Annotated in this window: 23 protein-coding genes, 1 tRNA gene and 5 pseudogenes; 12 read left to right on the top strand and 17 right to left on the bottom strand. The window is 64.0% G+C overall.

Annotation, left to right across the window (positions count from 1 at the left end):
• The first annotated feature begins 144 nt into the window (after nt 1-144).
• Nucleotides 145-1,845: an ABC transporter family substrate-binding protein gene (locus tag DC31_RS05305; protein WP_036277853.1), complete on the top strand. Its 1,701-nt coding sequence runs from the start codon at nt 145-147 to the stop codon at nt 1,843-1,845.
• Nucleotides 1,846-1,913: 68 nt separating this feature from the next.
• The gene (locus tag DC31_RS05310; protein WP_036277857.1) at nt 1,914-2,648 is read left to right on the top strand and encodes an alpha/beta fold hydrolase; all 735 of its coding nucleotides are present in this window, start codon (nt 1,914-1,916) and stop codon (nt 2,646-2,648) included.
• Here the strand turns inward: DC31_RS05310 and DC31_RS19165 are convergent.
• The 3 genes from DC31_RS19165 to DC31_RS05320 are packed head-to-tail and all read right to left on the bottom strand — an operon-like array spanning nt 2,587 to nt 5,230.
• Nucleotides 2,587-3,345 carry an MFS transporter gene (locus DC31_RS19165; protein ID WP_235201351.1) on the bottom strand — a complete coding sequence of 253 codons (759 nt, stop codon included), beginning with the start codon at nt 3,343-3,345 and terminating at the stop codon, nt 2,587-2,589. The genes DC31_RS05310 and DC31_RS19165 overlap by 62 nt on opposite strands.
• A complete protein-coding gene (locus DC31_RS19170) occupies nt 3,285-3,848 on the bottom strand; it encodes an MFS transporter (protein WP_235201352.1) in 564 nt (187 codons plus the stop codon). The genes DC31_RS19165 and DC31_RS19170 overlap by 61 nt, the downstream gene beginning before the upstream one ends.
• Nucleotides 3,845-5,230: a GH1 family beta-glucosidase gene (locus tag DC31_RS05320; RefSeq protein WP_235201353.1), complete on the bottom strand. Its 1,386-nt coding sequence runs from the start codon at nt 5,228-5,230 to the stop codon at nt 3,845-3,847. Before DC31_RS05320 ends, DC31_RS19170 begins: the two co-directional genes overlap by 4 nt.
• 165 nt (nt 5,231-5,395) lie before the next feature.
• On the opposite strand from DC31_RS05320, the gene rpsT reads away from it, so the two are divergent.
• The gene (gene rpsT, locus DC31_RS05325; RefSeq protein ID WP_036277859.1) at nt 5,396-5,659 is read left to right on the top strand and encodes a 30S ribosomal protein S20; all 264 of its coding nucleotides are present in this window, start codon (nt 5,396-5,398) and stop codon (nt 5,657-5,659) included.
• Between the two features lie 65 nt (nt 5,660-5,724).
• On the opposite strand, the gene DC31_RS05330 is transcribed toward rpsT, so the two are convergent.
• From DC31_RS05330 to DC31_RS05365, 9 genes and pseudogenes are all read right to left on the bottom strand, one after another.
• Nucleotides 5,725-6,399, bottom strand: a complete 675-nt coding sequence (locus DC31_RS05330; protein ID WP_036278278.1) for a histidine phosphatase family protein — start codon at nt 6,397-6,399, stop codon at nt 5,725-5,727.
• 32 nt (nt 6,400-6,431) lie between these two features.
• Nucleotides 6,432-7,469 (bottom strand): DNA polymerase III subunit delta, encoded by a 1,038-nt coding sequence (gene holA / locus DC31_RS05335; RefSeq protein WP_036277862.1) that lies wholly within the window; start codon nt 7,467-7,469, stop codon nt 6,432-6,434.
• Between the two features lie 9 nt (nt 7,470-7,478).
• Nucleotides 7,479-7,943 carry a cytotoxic translational repressor of toxin-antitoxin stability system gene (locus tag DC31_RS05340; RefSeq protein WP_200872866.1) on the bottom strand — a complete coding sequence of 155 codons (465 nt, stop codon included), beginning with the start codon at nt 7,941-7,943 and terminating at the stop codon, nt 7,479-7,481.
• Between the two features lie 8 nt (nt 7,944-7,951).
• Nucleotides 7,952-8,377 (bottom strand): type II toxin-antitoxin system prevent-host-death family antitoxin, encoded by a 426-nt coding sequence (locus DC31_RS05345; RefSeq protein ID WP_036277865.1) that lies wholly within the window; start codon nt 8,375-8,377, stop codon nt 7,952-7,954.
• Between the two features lie 71 nt (nt 8,378-8,448).
• Nucleotides 8,449-10,035: a ComEC/Rec2 family competence protein gene (locus DC31_RS05350; protein WP_235201354.1), complete on the bottom strand. Its 1,587-nt coding sequence runs from the start codon at nt 10,033-10,035 to the stop codon at nt 8,449-8,451.
• Between the two features lie 14 nt (nt 10,036-10,049).
• Nucleotides 10,050-10,754 (bottom strand): hypothetical protein, encoded by a 705-nt coding sequence (locus DC31_RS19175; RefSeq protein WP_235201355.1) that lies wholly within the window; start codon nt 10,752-10,754, stop codon nt 10,050-10,052.
• Nucleotides 10,751-11,353: a helix-hairpin-helix domain-containing protein gene (locus DC31_RS05355; RefSeq protein WP_235201356.1), complete on the bottom strand. Its 603-nt coding sequence runs from the start codon at nt 11,351-11,353 to the stop codon at nt 10,751-10,753. The genes DC31_RS19175 and DC31_RS05355 overlap by 4 nt, the downstream gene beginning before the upstream one ends.
• A 97-nt stretch (nt 11,354-11,450) precedes the next feature.
• A pseudogene (leuS, locus tag DC31_RS05360) lies at nt 11,451-14,020 on the bottom strand (leucine--tRNA ligase).
• A gap of 73 nt (nt 14,021-14,093) precedes the next feature.
• On the bottom strand, nt 14,094-15,413 hold the full coding sequence (locus DC31_RS05365; RefSeq protein ID WP_051606455.1) for an anthranilate synthase component I family protein: 1,320 nt from the start codon (nt 15,411-15,413) through the stop codon (nt 14,094-14,096).
• Nucleotides 15,414-15,455: 42 nt separating this feature from the next.
• On the opposite strand from DC31_RS05365, the gene DC31_RS05370 reads away from it, so the two are divergent.
• The 3 genes from DC31_RS05370 to DC31_RS05380 are packed head-to-tail and all read left to right on the top strand — an operon-like array spanning nt 15,456 to nt 18,128.
• Nucleotides 15,456-16,106, top strand: coding sequence for a DedA family protein (locus DC31_RS05370; RefSeq protein WP_442921859.1), 651 nt, complete (start codon nt 15,456-15,458; stop codon nt 16,104-16,106).
• A 32-nt stretch (nt 16,107-16,138) separates the two neighbouring features.
• Complete coding sequence (locus DC31_RS05375; protein WP_036277871.1) at nt 16,139-17,158, top strand: App1 family protein; 1,020 nt, start codon at nt 16,139-16,141, stop codon at nt 17,156-17,158.
• A gap of 4 nt (nt 17,159-17,162) precedes the next feature.
• Nucleotides 17,163-18,128, top strand: coding sequence for a 3-methyladenine DNA glycosylase (locus DC31_RS05380; RefSeq protein WP_235201357.1), 966 nt, complete (start codon nt 17,163-17,165; stop codon nt 18,126-18,128).
• Here the strand turns inward: DC31_RS05380 and DC31_RS05385 are convergent.
• The gene (locus tag DC31_RS05385) at nt 18,032-19,210 is read right to left on the bottom strand and encodes a glycoside hydrolase family 3 N-terminal domain-containing protein (protein ID WP_036277874.1); all 1,179 of its coding nucleotides are present in this window, start codon (nt 19,208-19,210) and stop codon (nt 18,032-18,034) included. The genes DC31_RS05380 and DC31_RS05385 overlap by 97 nt on opposite strands.
• Before the next feature lie 38 nt (nt 19,211-19,248).
• On the opposite strand from DC31_RS05385, the pseudogene DC31_RS20470 reads away from it, so the two are divergent.
• Together DC31_RS20470 and DC31_RS05390 are read left to right on the top strand one after the other, a co-directional pair.
• Nucleotides 19,249-19,389 (top strand): annotated as a pseudogene (locus DC31_RS20470) (DUF2510 domain-containing protein); the annotation flags it as partial.
• Nucleotides 19,390-19,413: 24 nt separating this feature from the next.
• Complete coding sequence (locus DC31_RS05390; RefSeq protein WP_235201372.1) at nt 19,414-19,857, top strand: DUF805 domain-containing protein; 444 nt, start codon at nt 19,414-19,416, stop codon at nt 19,855-19,857.
• 13 nt (nt 19,858-19,870) lie between these two features.
• Here the strand turns inward: DC31_RS05390 and DC31_RS05395 are convergent.
• Nucleotides 19,871-20,526 (bottom strand): annotated as a pseudogene (locus DC31_RS05395) (SDR family oxidoreductase).
• A 96-nt stretch (nt 20,527-20,622) separates the two neighbouring features.
• On the opposite strand from DC31_RS05395, the gene DC31_RS05400 reads away from it, so the two are divergent.
• A complete protein-coding gene (locus DC31_RS05400; RefSeq protein ID WP_036277876.1) occupies nt 20,623-21,633 on the top strand; it encodes a DUF2804 domain-containing protein in 1,011 nt (336 codons plus the stop codon).
• Here the strand turns inward: DC31_RS05400 and DC31_RS05405 are convergent.
• Nucleotides 21,620-22,690 carry an NAD(P)-binding domain-containing protein gene (locus DC31_RS05405; RefSeq protein WP_036277878.1) on the bottom strand — a complete coding sequence of 357 codons (1,071 nt, stop codon included), beginning with the start codon at nt 22,688-22,690 and terminating at the stop codon, nt 21,620-21,622. The two genes, DC31_RS05400 and DC31_RS05405, sit on opposite strands and share 14 nt — an antisense overlap.
• A 117-nt stretch (nt 22,691-22,807) precedes the next feature.
• On the opposite strand from DC31_RS05405, the gene DC31_RS05410 reads away from it, so the two are divergent.
• Nucleotides 22,808-22,883: transfer RNA gene (locus DC31_RS05410), tRNA-Ala, on the top strand.
• Nucleotides 22,884-23,035: 152 nt separating this feature from the next.
• On the opposite strand, the pseudogene DC31_RS20475 reads toward DC31_RS05410, so the two are convergent.
• Together DC31_RS20475 and DC31_RS20480 are read right to left on the bottom strand one after the other, a co-directional pair.
• Nucleotides 23,036-23,266, bottom strand: a pseudogene (locus tag DC31_RS20475) (low temperature requirement protein A); the annotation flags it as partial.
• Nucleotides 23,267-23,288: 22 nt separating this feature from the next.
• A pseudogene (locus DC31_RS20480) lies at nt 23,289-23,678 on the bottom strand (low temperature requirement protein A); the annotation flags it as partial.
• A gap of 472 nt (nt 23,679-24,150) precedes the next feature.
• On the opposite strand from DC31_RS20480, the gene DC31_RS05420 reads away from it, so the two are divergent.
• The gene (locus DC31_RS05420; protein WP_152545356.1) at nt 24,151-25,767 is read left to right on the top strand and encodes a sodium:solute symporter family protein; all 1,617 of its coding nucleotides are present in this window, start codon (nt 24,151-24,153) and stop codon (nt 25,765-25,767) included.
• On the top strand, nt 25,764-25,898 hold the full coding sequence (locus DC31_RS19180; RefSeq protein WP_327036818.1) for a putative transporter small subunit: 135 nt from the start codon (nt 25,764-25,766) through the stop codon (nt 25,896-25,898). Before DC31_RS05420 ends, DC31_RS19180 begins: the two co-directional genes overlap by 4 nt.
• Nucleotides 25,899-25,934 lie beyond the last annotated feature (36 nt).

A 25,934-nucleotide genomic window follows, 5' to 3' on the forward strand; every position in this document is an offset into this window, starting at 1 on the left:
GTTACCGGCGGGTAACGAACGGTCACCGTCCGATAACAGTTAGGCGCCATTCACTGTTACGCCGGGCATTCGGACACCGTGCGAACTATTCTTCCCTTTATGACACGCCGACAGGCGAACACGCCGAAAGGCGAAAGGAGCACCATGAAGCACCACAAGCTGATGGGGGCGCTGGCATTCAGCGGCGTCCTCGCACTTGCCCTCGGAGGATGTGCAGCCAACACCGGAGACAACGGTGACGGCAACACGCCAGTCGAAACCAAGGCCTCGGACTACAACCCCCAGGACCGCGACGCACTGCAGGTGGGCGGCGAAGCCCGCTTCCCGATCAACGAGATTCCGGAGCAGTTGAACGCGTTCAACGGTGACGCCTCTGCCGACACCGCGCGCGTCGCCGCGTGGTACACGCCGCAGATCATGTTGCAGGAAGCGGACGGTACGCCGTACAAGAACGACGCGTACCTCGACGACTGGAAGATCGACACTGTCGATGGCAACACCCAGATCACCTTCACTTTCACGAAGGAAGCGCACTGGAACGACGGCACCGACATGGACTGGACTGCCATCGACGCCACGTGGAAGGCCAACAACGGCACCAACGAGTTGTTCAACCCGAACGCGACCGACGGCTACAAGGCCATCGTGTCCGTCGAGCAGGGCGACACCCCGAAGACCGCGATCGTCAAGTTCGATGGCGAGTTCGCATGGCCGGAGATGCCGTTCCTCACGGGCATCATCCACCCCGCGCTCGCAGACCCGACCACGTTCAACGAAGCGATGATCGACAACCCGCACCCCGAGTGGGGCGCAGGGCCGTACATGATCGACGAGTTCGACGCGAACTCCGACTACATCTCTTTCGTCCCGAACACCGAATGGTGGGGCAACGAGCCGCTGCTCGAGAAGGTCTCCTTCCAGGGCATGGACGCCGCGGCATCCATCAACGCGTTCAAGGCTGACGAAATCGACATGGTCGGCGTCAACACCAAGGACCGCCTGTCGCAGGTCAAGGACATGAAGGACATCACGATCTACCGTGCCACGCAGACCGCGAGCACGCTGATCCAGGTGGACTCCACGAAGCCGCAGTTCGAGGACGTCAAGGTCCGTGAGGCGTTCTTCAAGGCCATCAACATCGATCAGCAGAAGCAGGTCGCGTGGAACGGTCTTGACTACGAAGAGGCGCCTGCCGGTTCGCTGACGCTGTTCCCCTTCCAGCCTGGCTATGTGAATGCTCTTGACGAGGCCGGCTGGGAATTCAACCCGGACGAGTCCAAGTCTCTTCTCGACGAAGCAGGCTGGGTCGAGGGCGAAGACGGCATCCGCGAGAAGGACGGCGAGAAGCTGTCCGTCGTGTACCCCGTGTGGAGCGATGACGCGACGGCCCAGGCCATCGCCAAGTCACTGCAGGCGCAGATGAAGGATGTCGGAATCGACCTTCAGGTTGATATCCGTCCGTCGACGGACTTCTCGAACGACTACAACACGATGAACTGGGACGTCTCGTCGCTCCGCTTCACCTCGTCTGACCCGTTCGGTGCCGCTTGGTTCTGCCAGCTGTACTGCATGGACATGGGCCTGAACCTCTCTGGTGTGCAGACGCCTGAGATGGATCAGCGCATCCACGACGAGGTCGAGTCGCTGCCGACCGCTGACGAGCAGACGGCTGCGGCCATGAAGCTCGAAGCAGAGATCTTCAAGGACTGGGGCCTGATCCCGCTCTACAACGGTCCGTCGATCTCGGCCGTCAAGACCGGCCTTGCCAACCTCACCCCGGAGCCCTACGTGGGCCTGGACGGGTTCGGCGTTCAGCCAGTTGAGAACGTGGGCTGGGAGAAGTAAGCACTTCGTTTCACCCAGGGCGGGGTCGGTGGTTCATCCACCGGCCCCGCCTTTCTTATGCTGGAACAATGACTATTCAGGTCGTCCTCGTCCACGGCATCCGCACCTCTCGCACGATGTGGCGTTCGCAGATCGCGCATCTCACCGAGCGAGAGATTCCGGTCACCGCCGTTGAGCTCCCGGGGCACGGCACGCGCATTCAGGAGATATTCACTCTCGATGCGGCGATGTCGACCATCGACGAGGCCGTCCAGGATTCCGCGAGCCGCGGCCCGGTGCTTCTGGTCGGCCACTCCATGGGTGGGCTGCTCTCAGTTGCCTACACGGGCGCTGAGACTGCACCGCCGGTGGCTGGATTCATCGGAGCATCCTGCACGGCACTCCCCCGCGGCGCCGCGCTTGCGGGGTACCGATTCGCGGCCCGCGCGTTCAACTCGCTGCCGGATCAGGGCCAGTGGCTCACCGCGCAGGTTCTCGCAGCGACCCTGCCCGAAGACACTCGGTCGGACTTCGCAGCGGGTGGCTACGCCTTCAATGCGCAGGATGTCGCGCTTGCGAGCCTTGCTGAACTCGATCTCTTGGCCGCCGTACGCCGGATCACGATGCCCCTGTGGTGGATCAATGGACAGTTCGATCAGCTGCGTGCACAGGAACGACTCTTCCATCGCCTCACGCCGCAATCCGAGCTGCTCGTGGTGCCACGCACATCGCACCTCATCACGGCGATGCGTCCGCGGGTATTCAACGCCCTACTGGATGTGGCGGTGGCGACACTCGAGTCGGACGCACCGCAGCCGTCATAACAGCGCCAATGACCGACAGGATGCCGGCGGCGAGGAACAGCAGCCAGAATCCACCGACCAGCGCAACCAGACCTGCGCCGATAAGTGGCCCGAGCAGCTGGCCGAGGCTCGCCGAGACATTCACGATGCCCAGATCTCTGGCATGGTGCTCGACGCGCGGCAGCAGGTCGGTCGCGAGCGCCAGACTCACCGCCATGTAGGCGCCGTAGCCGATGCCCATCACGCCGGCAGCGATGGCTGTGCCGAGAAACGTCGGTGAGATGAGAATCATCACAGCAGACAGCGCCTGCACGAGCGCTGCGATGATGACAATCGACGTTCGTTTGCCGGTGCGGTCCGAGATGGATCCCGCGATGAGGGACGCCGCGACAACGAAGATCGTATAGATCACGATGAGCACAAGAAGGTCATCCTCGGCACTGTCGGCGGGCGAGCCGACCCCGTAGAGCAGGAAGAACAGCAGCAGCGCGGTGCCGAGCGCGTTCCCGATGTTTACGGTGAGCCTGCTGATCAATACCCAGAGGAAGTTCCGATCCTGTAGCGCGCCCAGGCGCTCGCGCCACGGCGGCTTTGTCACGGGCCGCTTCCACGCCACCTGCTCGTCTGGCAGCAGCACCGCGGTGCCGACCCCCACGATCAGGATGAATCCCGCCAGTGCCAGGTAGCTGGCACCGATGCCCAGGCCGAGAAGCACCACGCTCCCACGCCGACCACGATTCCGACCGCCTGCGCCGAGCTCACGAGCGCCGATGCGGTTCCACGCTGTTCGAACACCTGATCGGCAATCATCGCGGTGAGGGCTGCGGAGACGACCGCAATGCCCACAGAGACGCCGATCCATGCCGCACCAACGCTCAGGGGTTCGGTGGCGCTACCGGTGAGCACAAGAGAGAGAGCGGTGAGCAGCGAGCCCCCGATTGCCCAAGGGCGTCGCCGTCCCCACCGTGACGAGGTTCGATCCGACAGCATTCCTGCGAGCGGCCCGGCGATCACCCCGGCGATGCCGCCGATCGAGAGGATGAGCCCCGACCAGACGACTCCGATGATCCAGTCATTCTCTCCGCCCGGTGTGTCGAGCTGCAGGGGAAGCAGCAGCTGGACCGGAGTGAGTTGCACCGTCCAGATCGCCAGCCAGGCCACCGCGAACAGCGTCATCCATCCGCCACCGACTCTGCCGGCGTGCGGGCGAGGCGCGGTCATGATCGACCCTTCGCGATCAGCGCGCGGTACCACTCGAATGAGGCCTTCGGTGTGCGCACCGACGACTCCTGATCGACGTGTACGAGCCCGAACCGCTGGGTGAAGCCGTCAGCCCACTCGAAGTTGTCGAGCAGACTCCATACCGTGTACTCATCGACGCGGACGCCTCGGCTCACGGCATCCGATACCGCATTGATGTGGCCGGCGAGGTACGCGATGCGCTGCTGATCGTCGATGGGCGCTGTCACTTGATCCGGTTCGGGAAACGATGCGCCGTTCTCACCGATGATGATCGGCGGGAGCCGGTCGCCGTATCTTTCTTTCGCGTCGAGCAGGAACGCGGTGAGCGCTGACGGTTGGATCGCCCACATCTCGCCGAATCCGGTGTGCTCGACATCTGGCGTCGGAACCTGAACGAAGGGAACAGGCACCCCTTCGGGCGCTGCCGCGATCGTCGTCGGGTTGTAGAAGTTCACCCCGTAGAAATCGGATGCTGCGCCGATGACCTCCAGGTCGCCATCCTGCACCGGCAGCTCGACACCGAGCGGTGCAAGATCGGGATACGCGCCCGTAAGAACAGGCTCGGCGAAGAGTCGGTTGTGGATGAGGTCATAGAGGTGTGCCGCACGGTGGTCTGCGTCGCTGTCACTTGCTGGTGTGACCCAGGTGTGATTGTTCGCGATGCCGATGGACTCGGCCCCTTGTTCGCGCAGCACCGCCACCGCGCGCCCGTGTGCGAGTAACTGATGGTGCACGGTGGGCAAAGAATCGAACAGCAGTTGCCGCCCCGGTGCGAGCTCGCCCACCGCATAGCCCTGCAGCGCAGTCGAGACCGGCTCATTGATCGTGTACCAATTCCGTACGCGATCGCCCAGCCTTGACGCGATGATCTCCGTGTACTCGGCGAAACGCTCAGCCGTTTCCCGAACGAGCCACCCGCCGTCTGCTTCGAGCGTTACCGGAAGGTCCCAGTGATACAGCGTGGGGAACGGCACGACACCGGCCTCAAGAAGTCCGTCGACAAGTCGGTCGTAGTAGGCGAGTCCCGCCTGGTTCGCAGCTCCCCTGCCGTCCGGCTGCACGCGTACCCACGAGATCGAGAAGCGATAGCGATCAACACCGAGTCGTTGCAACAGCGCGATGTCTGCGGTGCTGCGGTGATAGCTGTCTGGGCCGGGCTCGGCAGCTGAGCCGTCTCTGACAAGACCTGGAGTATCGACGAAGTCATCCCAGATCGAGCGGCCTCGCCCGTCCTCGTCCCGCGCACCCTCGACCTGGAACGCCGCTGTGGCGGCCGACCACCGCAGACCTGGTGGCTCCGAAAGGACCTCAACCGCGGCATCCGTCATCGCACGCTCCTCTGCGTCGGGTGCGCCCAGCATGCCGCATTCCGACCAGGGTGCGCTAGCGACGCGCGATCGGGACGCCACAAACCTGGTAGAGTTGGTTCTTGGCTTGCGTGTGGGTTTATCCCTCACGACCGTCGAACAGCAGCCCTCTTCTGCTTACGACAAATCCCATCGATCCCTGAACGAAAGTTTCTACGCGTGGCAAATATTAAGTCGCAGATCAAGCGCAACAAGACCAACGAGAAGGCTCAGGCGCGCAACAAGGCCGTCAAGAGCGAACTGAAGACCGTCGTCCGCAGCACCCGCGAGGCTATCGCCAAGGGTGACAAGACCGCTGCAGTGGCAACGCTGAAGGTTGCGTCGAAGAAGCTCGACAAGGCCGTCAGCAAGGGCGTCGTGCACGAGAACCAGGCTGCAAACCGCAAGTCCTCACTCGCCAAGCAGGTCGCAGCTCTGAGCTGAATCAGTCTGAGCTGAAATAACTACTTCGAAAGCCCGTCCCGTTCGCGGGGCGGGCTTTCTGCTGTCTAGGCGGTCGACTCGGCTGCGGTCTCGCCGGTCACGTCGTGCGCTGCGGGGTCCTCGAGGTCGAGGCCGCCCAGCGGCTCTTCGTGCCAGTTGACGAGGGTCCATCCGCGCTCAGGGTCACCCTCGAGCGCGAAGAGTCCGGTGTTGTGCAGGCCGCGCTGGACCGCCTGCTGCGGCTCTACGTTGATAGCCCGCCCGGCAGCCCACACTCGAATTGCCGCGCCATGACTCACGACGACGGCTGTGCCGTCGGCATTCTCAGATGCGACGCGATCGATCGCGGCGTCGTAACGCGCAAAGAAGTCGTGACCGCTCTCGCCGCCTGACAGTGCGAATGCCATATCGCCCTCGGACCAGCGTCGCAGAGCACCGACGTACGCGCCCACGGCTTCGTGGTCGTTGCGCATCTCGAAGTCTCCGGCAGGGATCTCGTGCACGCCGTCGATGATCTGGATGCCGACGTCGGTGGCACGAGCCAGCGGAGCGGCCGTCAGTTGCGTGCGCGTCAGCACCGACGCGTAGATACCGCCGATGCTCTCGTCAGCGAGCACGCGAGGTATCGCGGCGGCCTGGACGTTGCCGAGGGGCGTCAGACCGGCGCCCGGGTAGGCGGTGTCGAGTGCACCGGCGACGTTGTTCGGGGTCTGGCCGTGTCGAATCAGAAGTAAACGCATCACCATCCACCATATGCCACGAATCTGACCGGCTACTCTCCGAACGGCGTGCGCGTAGCGATCACTGTCACCATGCGCTCCAACGCGAAGATCGGGTCGCGGGCGGCACCCTTGACCTCGGCATCTGCCCTGGCCGTGGCCTGGATCGCGAGACCGAGAGATCGTTCATTCCAGCCGCTCAGGTCGCGGCGTGCGCGATCGACCTGCCAGTCTTTCATGCCGAGTCGCTGGGCAAGGCTGCGACTGGGCTCGCGTTGGCCTGCAACACGTGCCATCGTCCGTAGCTTCATCGCGAACGCAGCAACCATCGGCACCGGATCAGCACCAGAGTCGAGCGCGTGGCGAAGTGCGACCAGCGCCTCACCGTAGCGACCAGCGATCGCCGTATCGGCAACGACGAACGCTGAGACCTCGACCCGCCCGCCGTAGTACTTGGTGACGATGTCTTCGGTGATGTCACCCTCGACATCGCGGATCAACTGCTGGCAGGCGGCGGCGAGTTCGGTCAGATCATCGACGAACGCCGAGACGAGTGCGCGCAGCGCCTGAGGTGCGATGCGCTTCTTTGCCGCGACGAACTCGCCAGTGGCGAAATCGACCCGGTCAGAATCACGCTTGATCGTCGGGCAGGCAATTTCAATGCCGCCACCAGTGCCTGAGCGCAATGCATCGAGGAGCTTCTTGCCACGCACGCTCGCGCCGGTGTGACGCAGCAGCACCGTCGCACCCTCTTGCGGATGGTCAAGGTACGAGACAGCCTCTTGGATGAAGGCATCCGTGCACTTCTCGACACCAGACACGCGAACCAATCGCGGCTCACCGAACAGCGAGGGCGATGTCATCGACAGCAGCGTGCCCGGCGCGTAATCGTCAGCACGGACGTCGCTGATCTCGAGTGCCGGATCTTCGGCGCGCAGATAGTCGCGGATGCCGGCGATCGCACGCTCTGCGCATACCTCTTCGGGGCCGGAAACGAGCACGATCGGGGCGGGCCGAGGGTCTCGCCACGAGACCTGCGCGACCTTCGTCGCCTTCGCGCCGCCACGGGCTGAGGAACGAGGTGCGGCCATAGCTCGAGCCTACCCGGGGTCATCGACATCGTGCGAAGCGCTCGGCTGCTCGGCAAGCAGTTCTGCGTGCGCCTGTGCGGCGCCGGCAGCATCAACAGCGAGAATGTCCGGCTCCGTCATCCCTAGGCGTGCGAGCTCACGCACGAGATAGAGCGGAACGGACTTGCGGGGTCGAAGAACCTTTGGTGCGCCGCGATCGGGAACGATTCCGTCTCTTGCGCAGAGCCAGAAAACGTCATGAGTAACCTCAAGCTGGTTGTGGAGAATGTGCAACCACATGCGCGCCGAATAGTCGGTTCGATCGATGGGTCGAGAAATGCGCGTGCGGAGAATCCTGCTATCCCACAGCGTCAGCTCGTAGGTCTTGTGGTGGGTCACTGGCTTACCTGCCGCGCCCCTGACTAGCGTCCATCGTTCGTTCGCACAGAAGTCGTCGTGATCCTCGCGAGTCGGGGCGGGGTGTTTCTCATTCATCGTGCATCTCATTCGCCGCCATGCTCGAACCATTCCAGGAGCTCTTCGTCCGAGGAGAGCTTGACGAGCTGCACAAGCGCCCAGTTATCACGGTGGTTTGGGGCCTGTTGAAGGCGGATCTCCCAGTCCTCGGCGTATTCGCGAAGTGAATCGCGAAGATCAGCAAGGGCGTCGTCGACCGTGGCTCCCTCTGAGACAAATGCTCGCCCTGACATCAGCGCGATGGTGCGTCCGTCCTCTTGTGTGAGTTCAACGCGTGGTGCCACCGCTCGAAATAAGAACCCTCGGAGGCGCTCCACCTGAACAACGACGGAAACGCGGCCATCCCGTGAGACAGTAATGGAACGACCGCGCTCGGTAGCGTCGAGCACGTCCTTAAAGTGCGCCCGCGCACTCGAATACGACGGGTAGTCGACGACTGCTGCCTGACTCATGGCTGCTCTCCTGAATAACTTTATGTACGGGACGTACAGCGAGTACGTCCCGTACTTATGAGTGTACGCGCTCATTCCGCACCGTCCGCGCGCTCTGTCCACACCGTCAGTTCGCCGTCGGCGGCACCGATCAGGATTCGGCCCTGCTGGTCGGTGCGCAGAGGGAGTGCTCCAGCTGCCTCGAGGACTGCCAGGGTCTCTGCTCTCGGGTGGCCGTAGTCGTTGTCCGCCCCGACGCTGAAGATCGCCACAGCTGGTTGCACTTGAGCGTAGAGTCCGGCATCCTGATCGGCGCTGCCGTGATGCGCCACCTTCACGACCGCGTACGTTCCGTGCAACTGGGTACTCAGCATCCGCTGTGGTGTGGCAGAAAGATCGCCGAGAAAGAGCGAGCGAGGTACTCCTCCCCCGTCGAGCTCCAATACGACGCTCGCGTCGTTGCCGGCCGGGAATGCCATCGAATCTTTACGCGGCCAGAGTACCTTCCAGGCCGAAGCGCCCAGCGTGCCGTGCACACCGGTGGATGCGTCGACGATCTCGGCACCGCTGTCGGCCAACGCTCCGAGCAGTCGCGCGTCCTGCGCCGTGTCCACAGGTCCATGAAGCACCATGCCGACGCGGCCCACGACGGCGGATGCCGCACCCACATGGTCGGCGTCGAAATGGGTCAGAACAAGCAGGTCAATCCGATCGATCGCGAGTGCGCTCAGACAGGCCAAAAGCAGATCCGGCTCCATCCCCGTGTCGATCAGAGCAATCTGACGCTCTGAGCGCACCACGAGCGCATCACCCTGTCCGACATCGCAGGCTGCGATCGACCAACCGTCCGGAACGCTCATCACCACCAGCGGCCCTGTGAGCAACGCCCGCGCGCCGGTCAACGCAATACCAATGATGAGCACGACTGTCGATCCAGTGCGCAGCCACCGGATCGTCGCCATGCCGTCCGCGCACAGGATCACGCCCAGCGCGATGCTCAGCACCGCGACGAGCAGCGCCATCGCGATTCCCGGCACGACCAGAATCTGAGCGCCAGGCAGCGCGGCGGTGACCGTCGCCGTAGTCGAGATCCACGCCGCAGGGAGCCAGGCGGATGCCGCAAGCAAGTCTGCCAACGCCGGGATAGGTGCTGCCAGACAGGCGAGCAGCCCCACCACTGTCGCGATCGGTGCAGCAGGAGCAGCCAGGATATTCGCCGCAACTCCGATCATCGACTGCTGCTCGGCGAACAGCGCGATGATCGGACCGCAGGCCAGCTGCGCCGCGAGCGGTATCGCCAGAGCGAGCGCCAAGGGCTGCGGCATCCACCGTACAAGCCCACGCGCGAGTGGCGGGGCGAGCACAATCAACGCCCCAGTTGCGGCTGCAGACAGCGCAAACCCTGGCGCGGCTGCGAGCCACGGGTCAGCGACGAGAATGCCGACCACTGCCAGGCAGAGCACGCCCACCCCGGCGCTCGCTCGACCGCACAGAAGCGTCAGCATCGCGAGCCCCGCCATCGTCGCCGCCCGGATCACGCTGGGCTCCGGAGTCACCAGCACAACGAACGCAGCCAGTACCGTCAACGCCAGCGTGATGCGCAGCTTCCGCCCGCCGCCGCACAACGCCACTAACCAGAACACCGCGCCGACGACAATCGCGCAGTTCGCTCCGCTCACCGCCGTCAGATGACTCAGCCTGATGTCAGCATGGCATCGTTGAGCTCTTCGGAGACCGCTCTGGTGTCACCGACCGCGAGCCCGGGGAGCAGGCCTGCCCCTGGTTCTGGCAGCGTGACGGCGCGCGCGACAAACTCCTCACGCACCTGGGCCGCAACACCGAACACGCCCTGAGCCGATGTGACGATCTCCGCGTTGACTCCGAACAGCACCAGTGCCGCTCGCTCGCCAGCATCCGTAACCTTCGCCTGTCCAGTGACAAGGATGATTGCGCCGAGTTCCAGCCCGGGAATCCTTTCCACGCCGATGCGCACGGGCACTACGAGCGCCTGTGGGGAACCCGGCGTTCCTACCACGCGCGTCTGCGCGTCAAACCACACCCGACCATCGCTGCCGGTCGACGACGATGATGAAACCTCTGCCGTAACCTCGACAGCGCGGCCATCAAGCTCTGCGGCGGCCTCACGCTGCGGCGTGGCGAACCCGGCCGTCATGGCGGTTGCGGCCACTGCCAGCGCCACCACCACGAATAGACCGCCTCGCCCCGGCGCTTCACCTCTCCGATGCAGAAGAAGAGCGAGCGCCACCGCTGCGCCGGCGACGCCGGCCCCCACGCACCACCACGACACCACCGGCAGAAAGACGCACAAGAGCGCCACGCCCCACACCGTCAGCGCAAGTGGCACCAAGCGCAGGTCTCGCACTCGCGTGCCACTCACACCCGCACCAGATCTCTCAACCCCGAAAGCAGCTTGTCACCGATGCCGGGCACCGCGAGCAGATCATCCACCGAGCGGAACCCGCCATTGTCTTCGCGCCAGTCGATGATCCGCTGCGCCAGTGCCGGTCCGATTCGCGGCAGCGTCTCGAGCGCCGTCTGATCAGCGTTGTTGAGGTCGATCAGACCGTCGCCGATGGGTGCGGCTGCGCCATCCTCGCCCGCCTGACCAATGGCCGGAACGATCAGCTGCTCGCCATCACTCAGCGTTCGCGCCAAGTTCACCGCCTGCAGATCAGCGTCGTCGAGAGTGCCGCCTGCCGCGGCCAGAGCATCCACCACCCTCGCGTCACTGTCGAGCACATACAGCCCCGGCACAGCGACCTGACCCAGAACGTGCACGTAGAGCTCGCCGCTGACCGCGGCCTCTTCTGCAGGCGAATCGATCGACACGGTCTGCACCGGCTGCGCCTGTCCGCGCATAATGCCGAGCCCGACGGCTGCCGACAGGACGACGAGGCCGAGCACGACAGCTGCGCCGATGCTCAGCCGCAGTCGGGATCGCGCCGTGGTGACGGGCACCGGTTCAGTCGCTGGCACCTTGCCACGCTAGGCGCGCGGGCAGGCGAACGGATGCCGCGATCACGGCATCCGTTCACAACTTCGCGCTGTGGAGGGATGTGCAGGAAACGACGAATCAGCCCTTGACGGCGAAGCTGACGATCTTCGGCGCGCGGACGATCACCTTCACGATCTCTTTGTCACCGATCGCACGAATGACGCGCTCATCGCCGCGCGCAAGCGCTTCGAGCTCTGCCTCGCTGATCTTCGCCGATACCTCAAGCTGCGCACGCACCTTGCCACCGACCTGAACCACCGCGGTGACCGAGTCTTCGACGAGCAGGGCGGGGTCGGCCTGCCGCCACGTCACCAGTCCAACGGACGGCTCGTGCCCGAGCGCCTCCCACATCTCTTCTGCAGTGTGCGGGGCGATGAGGTCAAGCATCACGGCGACAGTCTCGACCGCTTCGCGAACCGCGGGGTCAGCAGCACCGGCACCCGAATCGATCGTCTTGCGCGTGAGGTTCACCAGTTCCATCAGACGCGCGACGAGCACGTTGAACTTCGTCTGCTCGATGAGCCCCGGCGCCTCTGCCAGCAGATGATGCGTGCCGCGACGCAGCACCGCATTACCGTCCTTGAACAACACATCGACGGGGCTCGCGACCTCGTGACTGAGGCGCATCGCGCGGGCCAGGAACTTCTGGGCACCGGTCGTTGAGACGTCGGCCCAGTCCTTGTCATCCTCTACGGGTCCGGCAAAGGCGAGGCCAACACGCAGCGCATCGGCACCGTACTTGTTGAGCTCCTCCTGGAAGAGCACCAGGTTGCCCTTGCTCTTCGACATCTTCGCGCCGTCGAGAATAACCATGCCCTGATTGATCAGACTGCTGAACGGCTCGGTGAAGTCGATCAGGCCCATGTCGAAGAGGACCTTGGTGATGAACGCGCGTAGAGCAAGTGCAGAATCGCGTGCTCGACACCGCCAACGTACGAGTCGACGGGCGCCCAGCGGTCAGCCTCAGCCGGGTCGAACGCGACCTGATCGCTGTTCGGTGAGAGGAAGCGCAGGAAGTACCACGAGCTGTCCACGAACGTGTCCATGGTGTCGGGGTCTCGCAGCACCGGCTCGCCGCTCACAGGGTCGACGGTGCGCACCCATGACTCGGCGGCACCCAATGGAGACGTCCCACGCGGAGACAGGTCAAGACCCTCCACGCTCGGCAGCTTCACCGGCAGCTGATCTGCCGGAACCGGGCTGACGTGGCCGTCTTCGTGGTGCAGCATCGGAATCGGTGTACCCCAGTAGCGCTGACGCGAAATCAGCCAGTCGCGCAGGCGATAGTTCTTCGCGGCGCGACCGTTACCGTTCGACTGCAGCTGCTCGATCGTGCGCGCAATCGCATTGCGCTTGGAGAGACCGTTCAGCTCACCAGAGTTGATCAGCCGGCCGTCGCCGGTGAGGGCCACGCCCGTGACCGACGGATGCTGTTCGTCCAGGCTCGCAGCTCCGGTGTCGATCGGCACGCCATCTGCATCGACCTCGATGACCGGCATTGCACCAGTGATCGGTGCGGTGGTGTCAACGACGACCTTGACCGGCAGGTCGAAGGCGCGGGCGAAGTCGAGGTCGCGCTGGTCATGCGCTGGCACCGCCATGACGGCACCGTGACCGTAGTCGGCCAGCACGTAATCTGCGGCCCAGATCGGCATCCGCTCGCCGTTGACAGGGTTGATCGCATAGCGCTCGAGGAACACGCCGGTCTTGGGCCGATCAGTCGCCTGCCGGTCTATGTCAGTGGTCTTCTGCACTTCGGAAAGGTACGTGCTGAAACGCTCCTGCACCTCGGCCGGAGCATCCGCCACGAGTTCAGCGGCCAGGTCAGCATCCGGAGCAACGACGAAGAACGTCGCGCCGTGCAGGGTGTCAGGACGAGTCGAGAACACCGTGACCGGCTCTTCGCGGCCTTCAATACGGAAGTCAACGTCAGCACCGATCGAGCGACCGATCCAGTTGCGCTGCATCTGCAGCACCTTGTGCGGCCAACGCCCCTCGAGCTGGTTCAGATCGTCGAGCAGGCGGTCGGCGTAGTCGGTGATCTTGAAGTACCACTGCGTGAGCTTCTTCTTGATGACCTCGGCGCCGCAGCGCTCGCACCGGCCGTCGACGACCTGTTCGTTCGCGAGCACGGTCTGGTCGTTCGGGCACCAGTTCACCGGGCTCTTCTTGCGATATGCCAGGCCGCGCTCGTGCAGCTGCAGGAACAGCCACTGGTTCCAGTGGTAGTACTCGGGGTCAGAGGTATGCAGCTCGCGCGACCAGTCGAAGGAGACGCCGTAGGCCTTGAAGCCCTCCTTCTGCTGCGCGATGTTCTGGTACGTCCACTCCCGCGGGTCAGCGCCGCGTCGGATGGCGGCGTTCTCGGCTGGCAGACCAAAAGAGTCCCAGCCGATCGGGTTCAGCACGTTGTGACCGCGGTGACGCCAGAAGCGCGCCACGATGTCGGAGTAGAGGTAGTTCTCCGCGTGCCCCATGTGCAGATCACCCGAGGGGTACGGGAACATCGCCAGCACGAACTTGCGCGGGCGAGTGTCTTCGGCACCACCGGCGAGGAAGGTGTCGTTGTCGGCCCAGTACTTCTGCCACTTGGCTTGGACAGCGTGCACCGACGGAGCCTCGTCGGCGGCCTCGGCGGAGGAAGACATATTTTCAGACAACGAAAGGCCAATCACATCGAAGCAAACTGCGGAAGTCAGGAACTTCCAGGATATCCGATCCCTACCGGCGCCAGGCTTCCGGAAGCTCTGCACCGAGCGCTGCCAGCGGCGCCCGTGCCTTCGTCGCGACTTCAGCCACCTCAGCATCCGGCTCGGACCCCCAGGTGATCCCGCCGCCAGCGCCGACCACCGCGCGTTCGCCGTCGATGAGGATGCTACGAATAACCATCGCCAGGTCCATCGAACCATCCACACCGACGTAGCCGAAGCATCCGCTGTACACGCCGCGCGGCGATCCACCCTCGAGGCGGTGCAACACCGTCATCGCCGACAGTTTCGGCGCCCCCGTCATGCTGCCCGCCGGGAATGCCGCGTCCCACAGCCCTTGAACGGTGAGACCGCCGACGACGGTGCCGCTGACTGTGCTGACCAGCTGATGAACCGCCGGGTAGGACTCGACCTCCCAGAGACCGTCTACGCGAATCGTCCCAGGAACGCACACTCGCGAGAGGTCGTTGCGCATCAAATCGACGATCATGACGTTCTCGGCACGCTCCTTGGCGCTGGCTCGCAGTTCTGCTGCCAGCGCGGCATCCGAGGCGGCGTCGATACCGCGCGGACGCGTGCCCTTGATCGGTCGCGTGCGCACGCGACCGCCCGCAGTGCGCAAGAAAGTCTCCGGACTCGCGCTCAGCAGCGCTCTGGCGCCGATCCGCACAAAGCCACCGTGATGAGCGGGCGTCGCTGCACGCAATCGCAGGTACGTCTCGATCGGATCGTTCGCGCCAACCACCTCGAAGCGCGTTGTGAGACACAGTTGGTAGGCGGTGCCCGCGCGAATGACGTCGCGGCATTGCTCGATCAGCGCGGCGTACTCCCCCGGCTCGTGGCGTGCGCTGGCCTGTCGTGCGACAGGCGCAGTCGCGGACGCCGTGGACGACGGCAGCGGCGCCGACCCCAGCATCCGATCAAGAGCGTCTTCAGCGCCTAGTACCCACACCGCGCCGGTCCCGTGATCAACAGCGAGCGCCTGCTGCACCCGCAACCAGGCAGGTCCTCCCTCCGATGCCGCAGAAGGAGCTCCGACCCTGACCGCGCCGGACTCGTAATCCAACCAGCCCACCCAGCCGCCTCGGAACGGCGGCTCATCGTCACAGTCCGCGGGCGCAGCAACATCGAGTCGCACACGACCGGGATCCGCAGCATCAGGACCCTGTGTATCCGGATCTCCGAAGCCGAGCACACTCCATCCCTCGGTCGCAGCGTCTCCAGCATCCAGCCAAAACACGTGCTCATGTCGCGCCGCGAGAGCGCGGAACGTCGCCACGATATCGACCTGCGCGTCTGTGCGGCGCAGAGCAAGCGGTGAGAGAGACGGCACCCTCTCAGCGTAGGGTGCCGCGGAGCACGTATTGTCGTGTTCGTGGACGACTTTCTCCTGTCGATTATCGACGCCGTACAGGCCGTTGATCCTGTCGCCCGCACGATTATCGCCGGTCTCGCGGTCATGCTGGAGACCAGCATCCTGATCGGACTCATCGTTCCCGGCGACACGATCGTGATCGTCGCATCGATGGGCGTCCAAGGTATCGCAGAAGCCGTTGCAATGGTGCTAGCCGTAGTTATCGGCTCGCTGATTGGCGAGAGCATCGGATTCTGGCTCGGGCGCTGGTTGGGGCCGCGCATCCGCCGTTCCTGGGTGGGCCGAAAAATTGGCGAGAAGCACTGGGCGCGCGCGGAGAGATACTTGCAGCGCCGCGGCGGCGTCGCGATCTTCCTCTCGCGTTTCTTGCCGGTGTTGCACTCGCTGGTTCCGCTGACCGTCGGAATGAGCAGCTACTCCTACCGTCGTTTCCTTGCGTGGACCGCACCGGCATGCGTGATCTGGGCGACCGCCTACGTCAGTGTCACGTCGCTCGCTGCCGGCAGTTTCCAGGACCTCGTCAATCGCGTTCATTTCGCAGGCTACGTGTTCGTCGGCGTCATCGTCGTCTTCCTCTTGCTGGTCTTTGTCGGTAAAAAAAGTGCTCAGCCACGGGGAGAGCCGACACATGCGGATGGCAGACGACGGTGAGGATGCCACCTCAGACGTGAAAGACTGAGTCGATGTCTCAAGACAAGGCCAGAATCCACTGGTTTGCCCGCCTCGAGCACCGCCTGCATATCTGGCGCGAGAGTCGAGCACGCCGCAAGGGGCGCACCGCAACGGTGTTGCCCTTCCCTGGCTACGGCGGAACCGGCTGGGTGCGCGTCGTCGGGCGCGTGCTGATCGTTCCCCCGGGTCGCCGCACAGAGTCTGGCGAGTACGCGAGTGTGCGTGGATGGCGCAGCTTCGTGGGTATTCCGGTGAGTTTCGCAAACGTCGCCGTCACCATTCTCGGACGCACCCACGAGGTCATCGCCGATCGAGGCGGTGTCATCGACACTGTGATCGACGCTGACCTCCCTTCGGGATGGCAGACGCTCACCATGACGGTCGAAGGACAAGAACCCATCGAGGCGATGGTCTTCATCGTGGGCGACGAGGTCGACTTCGGCGTGCTCTCCGACGTGGACGACACCGTCATGGTCACCGCCCTGCCGCGCCCGTTCATCGCCGCGTGGAACTCGTTCGTGGTCGACGAGCACGCCCGGCTTCCCGTACCCGGTATGGCTGTATTGCTCGAGCAGCTGGTGCGCCAGCATCCCGGCGCGCCGATGGTCTATCTGTCAACCGGGGCATGGAACGTGGCGCCGACGCTCAGTCGTTTCCTCAGCAGGCATCTGTTCCCCTCTGGCTCGATGCTCCTCACCGACTGGGGCCCTACGCACGACCGGTGGTTCCGCAGCGGCCGCGAGCACAAGCTCTCGAACCTGCGTCGACTTGCCGCTGAGTTCCCGCACGTGCGGTGGCTGCTGATCGGCGACAACGGCCAGCACGATGAATCCATCTACACCGAGTTCCTGCAGGCGCACCCCGAGAGCGTCGCGGGTGTGGCGATCCGTCAGCTTTCCCCGACAGAGGCGATCCTGGCCGGTGGCCGTGGCGAGTCCCCGGATGATCACTCCGACGCAGCACCCTGGGTCGAGGCATCCGATGGTGCGGGGCTGCACGAGCGGCTGACCGAAGCCGGCATCCTGCATTGACGACATGTCTGTCCTGATCACCTCGACTCTCGACCGCTCCACCTGGCAGCAGCGCGAGGCAGCCCATCACGAACGTGCCGATGCGCTGACCGCCGCACACCGAGGGCGCGCATCGCGGGGCGAGAAGCATCCGGTGTGGGACTTTCTTTTCACGTACTACTCCTATCCGCCCGCGCAGCTGCGGCGCTGGCATCCGGGAGCAGGCGTTCAACTCGAAGACGCTGCTGAGCGGCGCGAGTGGCGCTGGTACTCCCCCGGCACTACGCCCGAATCGGCCGTGCCCGATGCCGCGACGTTCGCGAGCGAAAAGACCGCGTTGGCCGGGCTCATCGAGCGGATGCTACGCCGCACCGCCGCACGCCCTGGACAGTTCGGTTGCTTCGGCCTGCACGAGTGGGCAATGGTCTACCGCGACGGTGAGCACCGGCACACAGCGTCGCTGCGATTGGGGCAGACCGGCACCGATGCCGTCGTCGAGGCGCACGATCTGCGCTGCACGCACTTCGATGCGTTCCGTTTCTTCACGCCGGATGCCGTCGGGCGCAACCGGCCGCTCGACCGCGCCAGTCAGCCAGATCTCGAACAGCCCGGCTGCCTGCATGCGGGCATGGATGTGTACAAGTGGGCTATGAAACTCGGACCGCTGATCCCCGGTGACTTACTGCTCGACACTTTCGAGCTGGCGCGCGACATTCGTCTGCTCGATATGGAGGCCGCACCCTATGACCTCGCGGAATGGGGCGTCGTTCCGGTGGCGATCGAGACAGCGGAAGGAAAGGCCGAGTATGTGCGTCGTCAGCGCGGCTTCGCCGAGCGCGGCAACGTGCTGAGGCAGCGGCTGCTGAGCGCGTGGCTGGGACAGGACGGGCAGTGTCAAGACGCCGGTGCGCAGTCGGCGCAGGGCGCCCAGACGGCACTGGATGCCGCGAGCTCCAGTCGCAGCTTCATGACGCGTTCCGCCGCATCCTGAAGGCGCTCGGCCGGGAGTGCGCCTGAGCCAACGGCGGCGGCAATCCCCTCAGCGAGTTGGCCCGCTGTCTCTGGCGTGGAGTGCGCGATCGTCAGCACGAGGTCGTTGCCTGCCACGACCGCGGAGACGGCGTTGGCGACTGGATCCGCGTAAGCCGGCAGCCCGGTGGACTGCAGCATGCCTAGGTCGTCGGTGACTATGACCCCCTCGAAACCAAGGTCATCACGAGCAATCTGATGCCAGCGGGCCGAGAGCGATGCGGGAGCATCGTCGACGGCTGTGTAGTCCAGATGCCCGAACATCAGCAGCGATGCTCCCGCGTCGATGCCTGCAATAAACGGGAGTGCATCAGCCTGGTGCCATTGATCGAGCGTGAGGCCGGTGCTCGGGATCAGCTGGTGTGAGTCGCCGGGTGCCGCACCGTGTCCAGGGAAGTGTTTGAGCGTAGAGGCCACAAACGGCTCTTCTGCGCTGACTGCAGCGGCGACGCGCTCTGCGGCGCCCTGCGGATCTGCGCCGAGTGATCGGGAGTAAATGAACGACGACGGGTCGGGGGTTGTGTCGGCGACGATGCCGAAGTTCACGTTCGCGCCGCTCCGAGCGACCAGTGACGCACGTGCCGCGAAGGCGGCTGCCGTCTCAGCGGCTGGACGATCCTTCAGAGTCGATGAGGCCGCGAAAGTGTCCCATGGCAACCTCGACACATCACCGCCCTCTTGGTCAATCGCGATGAGCGGCGGGAGCGCCGGATCGCTCGAGAGAGCGGCGGTCGCTGTCTGCAGATCTGCTTCAGTGCCGGGCACGTTACCGCCCATGAGAATGAAGCCGCCGAGCCCGTTGCCCGCCATGTACGTCGACAGCGCTGCGGGGTCATGGGTGGATATATGGCCCATCACGATGCTCGCCGCTTGCTCGGCCGTGGTCATCTCGGAGACAAGCTGCGCCGCATGGGCAGCAGCGGCGTCAGCTTTAGCTTCCTGGACGACTGTCGTCTTACCGTCGGCCGTGGCGACCGTCGCTGGCGCGAGCACCGCAGTGGTCGCGATCACGACCGCGAGCACGAGCGGAAGTTGGCGGGCCATGCCTCCAGCCTAAAGCGCACACCTGGCAGCGGACATGCTTGAATGAACGGCGGAGGCAGCACAATGACGACACCGCACGCCCAGCCCGCGAACTGGTACCCCGACCCATCCGAGGTCAGTTCCTGCGCTATTGGGATGGCCGCGCATGGACCGCACACACCCGGCCCACACCCCCGACCGCCCCGGCGACTGCCGTGGCCACGATGAATGCCCAGCCTGCCGCGCCGATGGTGCTCTACCCGCAGGCTGCCGCGCACGCGGCTGCTCCGGCTCCGATCGGCGTGTGGCGCGGGCCGGTTGATTCCCGCCCTCTCGTGCGGAACATGGCTGACGCCATCCGCGTCTGCATTCAGAAGTACGCGCAGTTCGACGGCCGGGCCGGCCTTGCCGAGTTCTGGTATGCCGAACTCGCGATGATCCTCGCGGTCGTCGCCGCGATATTCGTGGTCTGGATTCCGATTCTCGGTTGGATCGTCATGCTCGCGCTGTGGCTTCTCGCGATGGCCGCAATCGTACCGTCGCTTGCGGTGACGGTACGGCGGCTTCGGGATGCCGGCTTCCACTGGGCCTGGATCTTCATCGCCCTCGCGCCCTTCGGCGGCATCGCGCTGCTGATCTTCTGCGCGCAACCGTCAAAGCACCCGTAGCGCGCGAACGGCTTCAGCGGGCGAGAGCTTCAGCGATCGGCTCAGCCGACTCGTCCGTGCCGTTGCCGAACCGGACTGTGCGGCCGATTGTCTGCGGCTCATGCAGCGTCGCAGCAATGACCGCGGCCACATCGCGCGTGACACAGCGCCGCGATCCGGGGCATCCAGATCGATGCGGCCGGTCGGCGCGTCAAGCGTGAGTGTTCCTGGGCCGAGGATCGTGCCCTCCAGCGCGGTGCCACGAAGGTACTCGTCTGCTGCCCATTTCGCGTCGGCGTAGGCGAAGAACGAATCGTCCTCCGGTACTCCGTGATCGGCGGTGGAACCCAGCCACGACACCATGACATAGCGGGAGACGGCGGCCTCGGCCGCGGCATCCATCGTGCGAATCGCGGCGTCGCGATCAACGGCGTAGGTGCGCTCAGCGGAACCGCCGCCCGCTCCCGCAGACCAGACGACCGCGTCATGTCCGCGAATGATGCCAGCGAGGGATGCGGTGTCCATCGTTTCGATATCCGCAACGAGCGCGGTGGCACCCGTCTTCTCAACATCGGCAACATGATCGGGGTTGCGGATGACAGCGGTGACTTCGTCGCCACCCTTGACGAGCAGCGGTGCAAGGAGGAGGGCGACCCGGCCGTGGCCTCCGAAGACGATGATGCGTGACATATTGATCTCCTGTCTGACTACTACGGTGGCTGAGTCGTAACGCTCGCGTACATCTGCCAGGCTAACCGTCACGAGTTGGAATTGAATGGGAGCACCATGATCGAGCGTGAGATCACCGAACGCGTTGCCCTCACCGGTGCTGACGGCGCGCTGAACCCAGCCGCTCTCGGATGGTCACGACTTCCGCTGCACGATACCTCGGGGATTCCCGGTCGTGGTCACTGGGGACGCAACAAGCGGTGGGAGTACTGGGGTGTGATGACTCCGACGCACATCGTCGCCCTCACGGTCTCGTGCATCGATTATCTGTCTCTGCATTCGGTGTGGGTGTTTGACCGCGCGACCGGAGAGGCGATTGACGAGACGGTGCTCTCCCCCGGCGGACGCAGTGCCACCCTCCCGAAGTCACTCGGCGAGGGACCTGCCAGGGCGCGCACCCGAAAAGTCACACTCGACATCGACGAGATGGAAGATGGGACGAGGCTGCGCGCAAGGACCGCACGCGTTTGTTTCGATATAACCGCAGCGCGTCCGGCTGGTCATGAGTCGCTCGGCGTTGTCGTTCCGTGGCAGCGTGCACGCGGCATCCGACGCTTCCAGTACACCGTGAAAGACGTCGCGCGGCCCGCACACGGCACACTCACCATCGACGGGAACGGCTTCGAAGTGCCGGCAGGCAGCTGGGCCGTTCTTGACCACGGTCGTGGTCGCTGGCCGTACCAGGTGTGGTGGAACTGGGCTGTCGGCAGCGGCATCGTCGACAGACGTGTGATCGGGCTGCAGCTCGGATCGAAGTGGACCGACGGATCAGGTGCCACCGAAAATGCGGTCGTCGTTGACGGGCGTCTGTCCAAGATCAGCGAAGAACTGGTCTGGGACTATGACTCATCAAACTGGATGACACCGTGGCACGTCCACGGCGAAAGCGCTGCGCTGACGTTCACGCCGTTCTATAACAAGCATTCCCAGACGAACGTGCTGGTGATCTCAACCCGCACCGATCAGCTGTTCGGTACCTGGAGCGGGTGGGTTCTCGACGATGCAGGCGTCCGCGTGAGCGTTGACGGCATCGAGGGATGGGCTGAGGACGTGCTCAACCGCTGGTGACGGCACTCTCAACATTCGTGAGCGCGCGCTGCACGCCCTTCGCCGCTGAGCGGCCAGCCCGGTTTGCGCCGATCGTGCTGGCTGAAGGGCCGTAACCGACCAGTTGGATCCGCGGGTCTGCGACGGAGGTCGTCCCCCGCCCGTTGCGGTCAAGTTGAATGCCACCCGCGGCGCTCCGCAGGTGCAAGGGTGCGAGGTGGCCGATCGCGGGGCGAAATCCGGTCGCCCAGAGAATGACGTCGACCTGCTCGAACGAACCATCGGCCCAGCGCACACCATCCGGTTCGATGCGTTGAAACATCGGTCTGCGGTCGGCGTAGGCACCGAGCCGGTCGGCCTCGCGTTCCTGCGGCCTGAGCATGAGGCCGGTGACGCCGACGACGCTCTGCGGCGGCAGGCCCTGCGCAACGCGCTTTTCGACCAGCGCGACCGCGGCAGCCCCGGCCTCTGGCGTGAAGTCGTCGTCACGCCAGATGGGTTCACGGCGCGTCGCCCAGAGCGTGTCCGTGATCGGGGCGAGAGCACCAAGGAACTGCACTGCCGATGCTCCACCACCGACGACGAGCACGCGCTTGTTGACGAAGTATTCCGGCCCGGGGTAATCGACGGTGTGCAGCTGCTCGCCGATGAACGTCTCCATGCCAGGGTAATGCGGCAGAAACGGCTGCGTCCAAGTGCCGGTCGCGTTCACGAGCGTCTGAGTGCGCCATTCGCGCTCCCCGGCATGTACGACGAGAATGCCGTCTTCATCGGTGACCAGATCAACGCGCACCGGTCGGATGATCGGAAGGGCGTGCTCGCGTTCGTAGTCAGAGAAGGATGCGGGCACCGCGAAGTTCGCGCGCTGCGCGTCGCGTACGGGAGCCTCGGCATCGGGAAGCTCCGCGACACCATGCACATCCGTCATGGTCAATGCATCCCACCGGTGTTGCCAGGCCCCACCGGGTGCATCATTCGCATCAAGGACGAGGTGTTCGATACCCAGTCGCTTCAGATGATAGGAGGTAGAAAGACCGGCCTGCCCTGCGCCTAAGACGATGCTCTCCAGTATCTCCATATCCATCACAACGCATGCATTCTCGCAAGTGTTCCCGATGTCACGCCTCGATTCGCGGACGCCGCTTCGAATGTTGTATTCTTTTCAAGTTGCCTCGTTCACGCGAGGCGCAAAGATGGGCCTGTGGCGCAGCTGGTAGCGCACCTGCATGGCATGCAGGGGGTCGGGGGTTCGAGTCCCCCCAGGTCCACCATCTATCAGTCCGAAGAACTCGTCGTTCGACTTCGGATTCGATCCCATTCCAACGCGACAACCGCAAGGACAACGCACACTGCTGCGCCCGGAACTGTGAAGATCGAAAGAATCCCGCACACCAGCACCGCCGCGGTCGCGAGCAACGAAGTAATGCGCATACCCGAATATGAATGAACGCCGCCGGGACTTCAGCTGATCGCCCTGGTCGCGGCTGAAGTAGATCCACCACATGCCGGCAGCGATCACGATGCCGGCGACCGCTAAACCGATGAGCACCTCGCGGTTTTGCGCCATCCCCAGCGCTGGGATCACGGCATTGCTCGAGGCGAGCAAGCTCTCGCCCAGGACGATAAGAGTGAAGCAGCCGTAGCGTTCGGCCACGTGGTGTGGGTAGACGCATGATCACATAACCCCAGGTGACGACTGCCCATTGACCCTCGGCCATCGCAGCGTGTACGCCCGTCGCCAGAACGAGCACGCCACCCATCTGAATGATCGTGGTCACGCGGTAGAGCCAGTCATCCACGTCGAAAGCAGAAGCGAACCACGTGAAGTTCATCCACGCCCACCAGATCGCGAAGAAGATCATGGCGTAGCTGAGCACAGTCTCTCCGGCGCGCCCGTCGACGATCCCATCGTGCAGGTTCTGCGAAGCCTGTGAGACGGCGATCACGAAGACGAGATCGAAGAAGAGCTCCAGCGGACTCGCTGTCCGATGATCTTCACTCGGATCACGCCCCGACATCCGCGCGAGCCCCAGGCTGCCGAGTGTGCGAGCCGTTTTATCCCCCATGAGCGGTCATCCTACGATGCCGTGCTCCGTGGTCGAGACCCTCGACAGGCTTTGCGACCGATCCTTGCTATGGTGGAAAGGATGCTCGTGCATGCATGAGCAAGCAGCGCTGTTGCGCTCTTCCGCGGGACGCGCCTGACTGCGCGTCCACCGCAACCGTTCGAATCCTGCTGAGGATGCACCGTAGTTTGGTGCGCTCTGAAAGCGGAAGACCTGAAAGGAGTCGCACCCCGGGCCTCTCGTCTGTGCGCTGCCATGCGCCTCAGTGGTCCAGGTTCGTTCGCCATGCTGACTGCATTAAAACTCCACAAGATCACCTACTCCCCCACTTAGCGAAGACTTTCTCATCACAACGGCGGCCTCTGCCGCATCCAGACGAGAAAGCGAGAACCAACCGGTGGGCGACTTCCAAACACTTTCAGGACCAATTGTGATCCTGCTTGTGCTGCTGTTCTTCGGCGGCAGCCTCTATATGTCGATTCGAATCTCCAAGAAAAAGGAGAACGCCGACGGCTATATGACCGGCGGCGGAAAGATCGGATTCGGCATCTCCGCCGCGTCTATGACTGCGACGTGGATCTGGGCATCGTCGATGTATGCCTCAGCCACGTCCGGCTACACCTACGGAATCTCCGGCCCTATCCACTACGGACTCTGGGGCGCGTTGATGATTCTGCTCATCTACCCCTTCGGACGCCGCATCCGCAAGGTTGCGCCCAAGGCCCACACCATTGCCGAGGTGATGTTCGCCCGCCATGGTCGCTCCAGCCAGCTCATGCTCGCCGGCTCCAACATTCTTGGCAGCATCATCAGCCTCACCTCGAACCTGATTGCCGGTGGTGCGCTCATCTCGATGCTGTCGCCGTTCACTTTCACTCAGGGCATCACCGCGATCGCGATCGGCGTGCTGGCGTACACACTGTGGTCGGGCTTTCGCGCATCAGTGCTCACCGACTTCGCACAGGTCATAGCCATCCTGGGTGCGGTGGCGATCATCGTCCCGGTGATCTTCTTCGCTGCCGGCGGTCCCGATCTGTTCGTCACCGGTGCCAAGAATTTGACTCCCCAGCAGGGCGATTTCTTCTCCTCTGACGCGTTCTTCAATCAGGGCGCACCGTACATCGCGGCGGTGCTGGCCTACGCCATCGGCAACCAGACGATCGCGCAGCGCCTGTTCGCGGTGCGCGAGGACCTGATCAAGAAGACCTTCATCACCGCGACATTCGGCTATGGCGCCTCCATCATCGGCATCGGCATGCTCGGCGTACTCGCGCTGTATGCCGGCATCCAGCCGATGGACGGCGACGTCAACAACCTGATTCCGCAAATGGCGGCGACTTATCTGCCGCCTGTTCTGATCTGCGTGTTCTTCGTCATGATCATCGGGTCGCTGTCTTCGACTGCCGATGCCGACATGACAGCACTCTCCTCGATCATGATGGCCGACATCTACGGTCAGAACATCGCCGGCAAGAAGAACGCCAACCCGAAGACGATGCTGCTGGTCGGCCGACTCACTATGGTCGGTGCCACCGCTGCGGGGCTCTGCTTCGCATCGATGCAGTTCAATATCCTCGACCTGCTGGTGTTCGTGGGAGCGATGTGGGGAGCTCTCGTGTTCCCCGTGATCGCGAGCTTCTACTGGAACCGCGTCACGAATCTGGCGTTCAGCGCTGCTGTTGTCGCGGGTCTCGCGGCCTTCCTCCCGGTGCGCTTCGGGTGGGTCGACCTGTCCGGTGGACTCGGCATCGTCAGCGACATCTTCTCGGTTCTCGGGATCGGCGTCGTACTGGCGCTGATGTCCTTCGGCTTCTTCGGCCTGAGAGTCGCCGTGATTGTCGGCACGATCGCGACGGTGGCATCCGCTCCGTTCGCCATCGGATTCCTGCACACCTACCCTGTGCTGTCGGGCTCGCTCGTCGCCTACTCGGTCAGCACGATCGTGTGCGTTGCTCTGACGATGATGAACAAGACAAAACGGTTCGACTTCGCGCTCATCAAGAAGCGCACCGGCGACTTCGACACTGCCGAAACCGAGATCGTTGCGAATGCCTCCGACAGCGTCGCACTCGCAGGAAAGGACGCATGATGGAGATCTTCCTTATGACCGCATACGTACTGGTGTGGCCGATCGTGGTCATCGGCGTACTCACTGTGATCATCCGAGCATTCGTGAAGGATGCCCGTGAGGCAAAGCGAGAAGGCCGCCAGATAATCTGACGACCCCCTAATAGAACGGGTGGCGACGGATCTCGC

The organism is Microbacterium sp. CH12i (genome assembly GCF_000685355.1).
Lineage (GTDB): Bacteria > Actinomycetota > Actinomycetes > Actinomycetales > Microbacteriaceae > Microbacterium.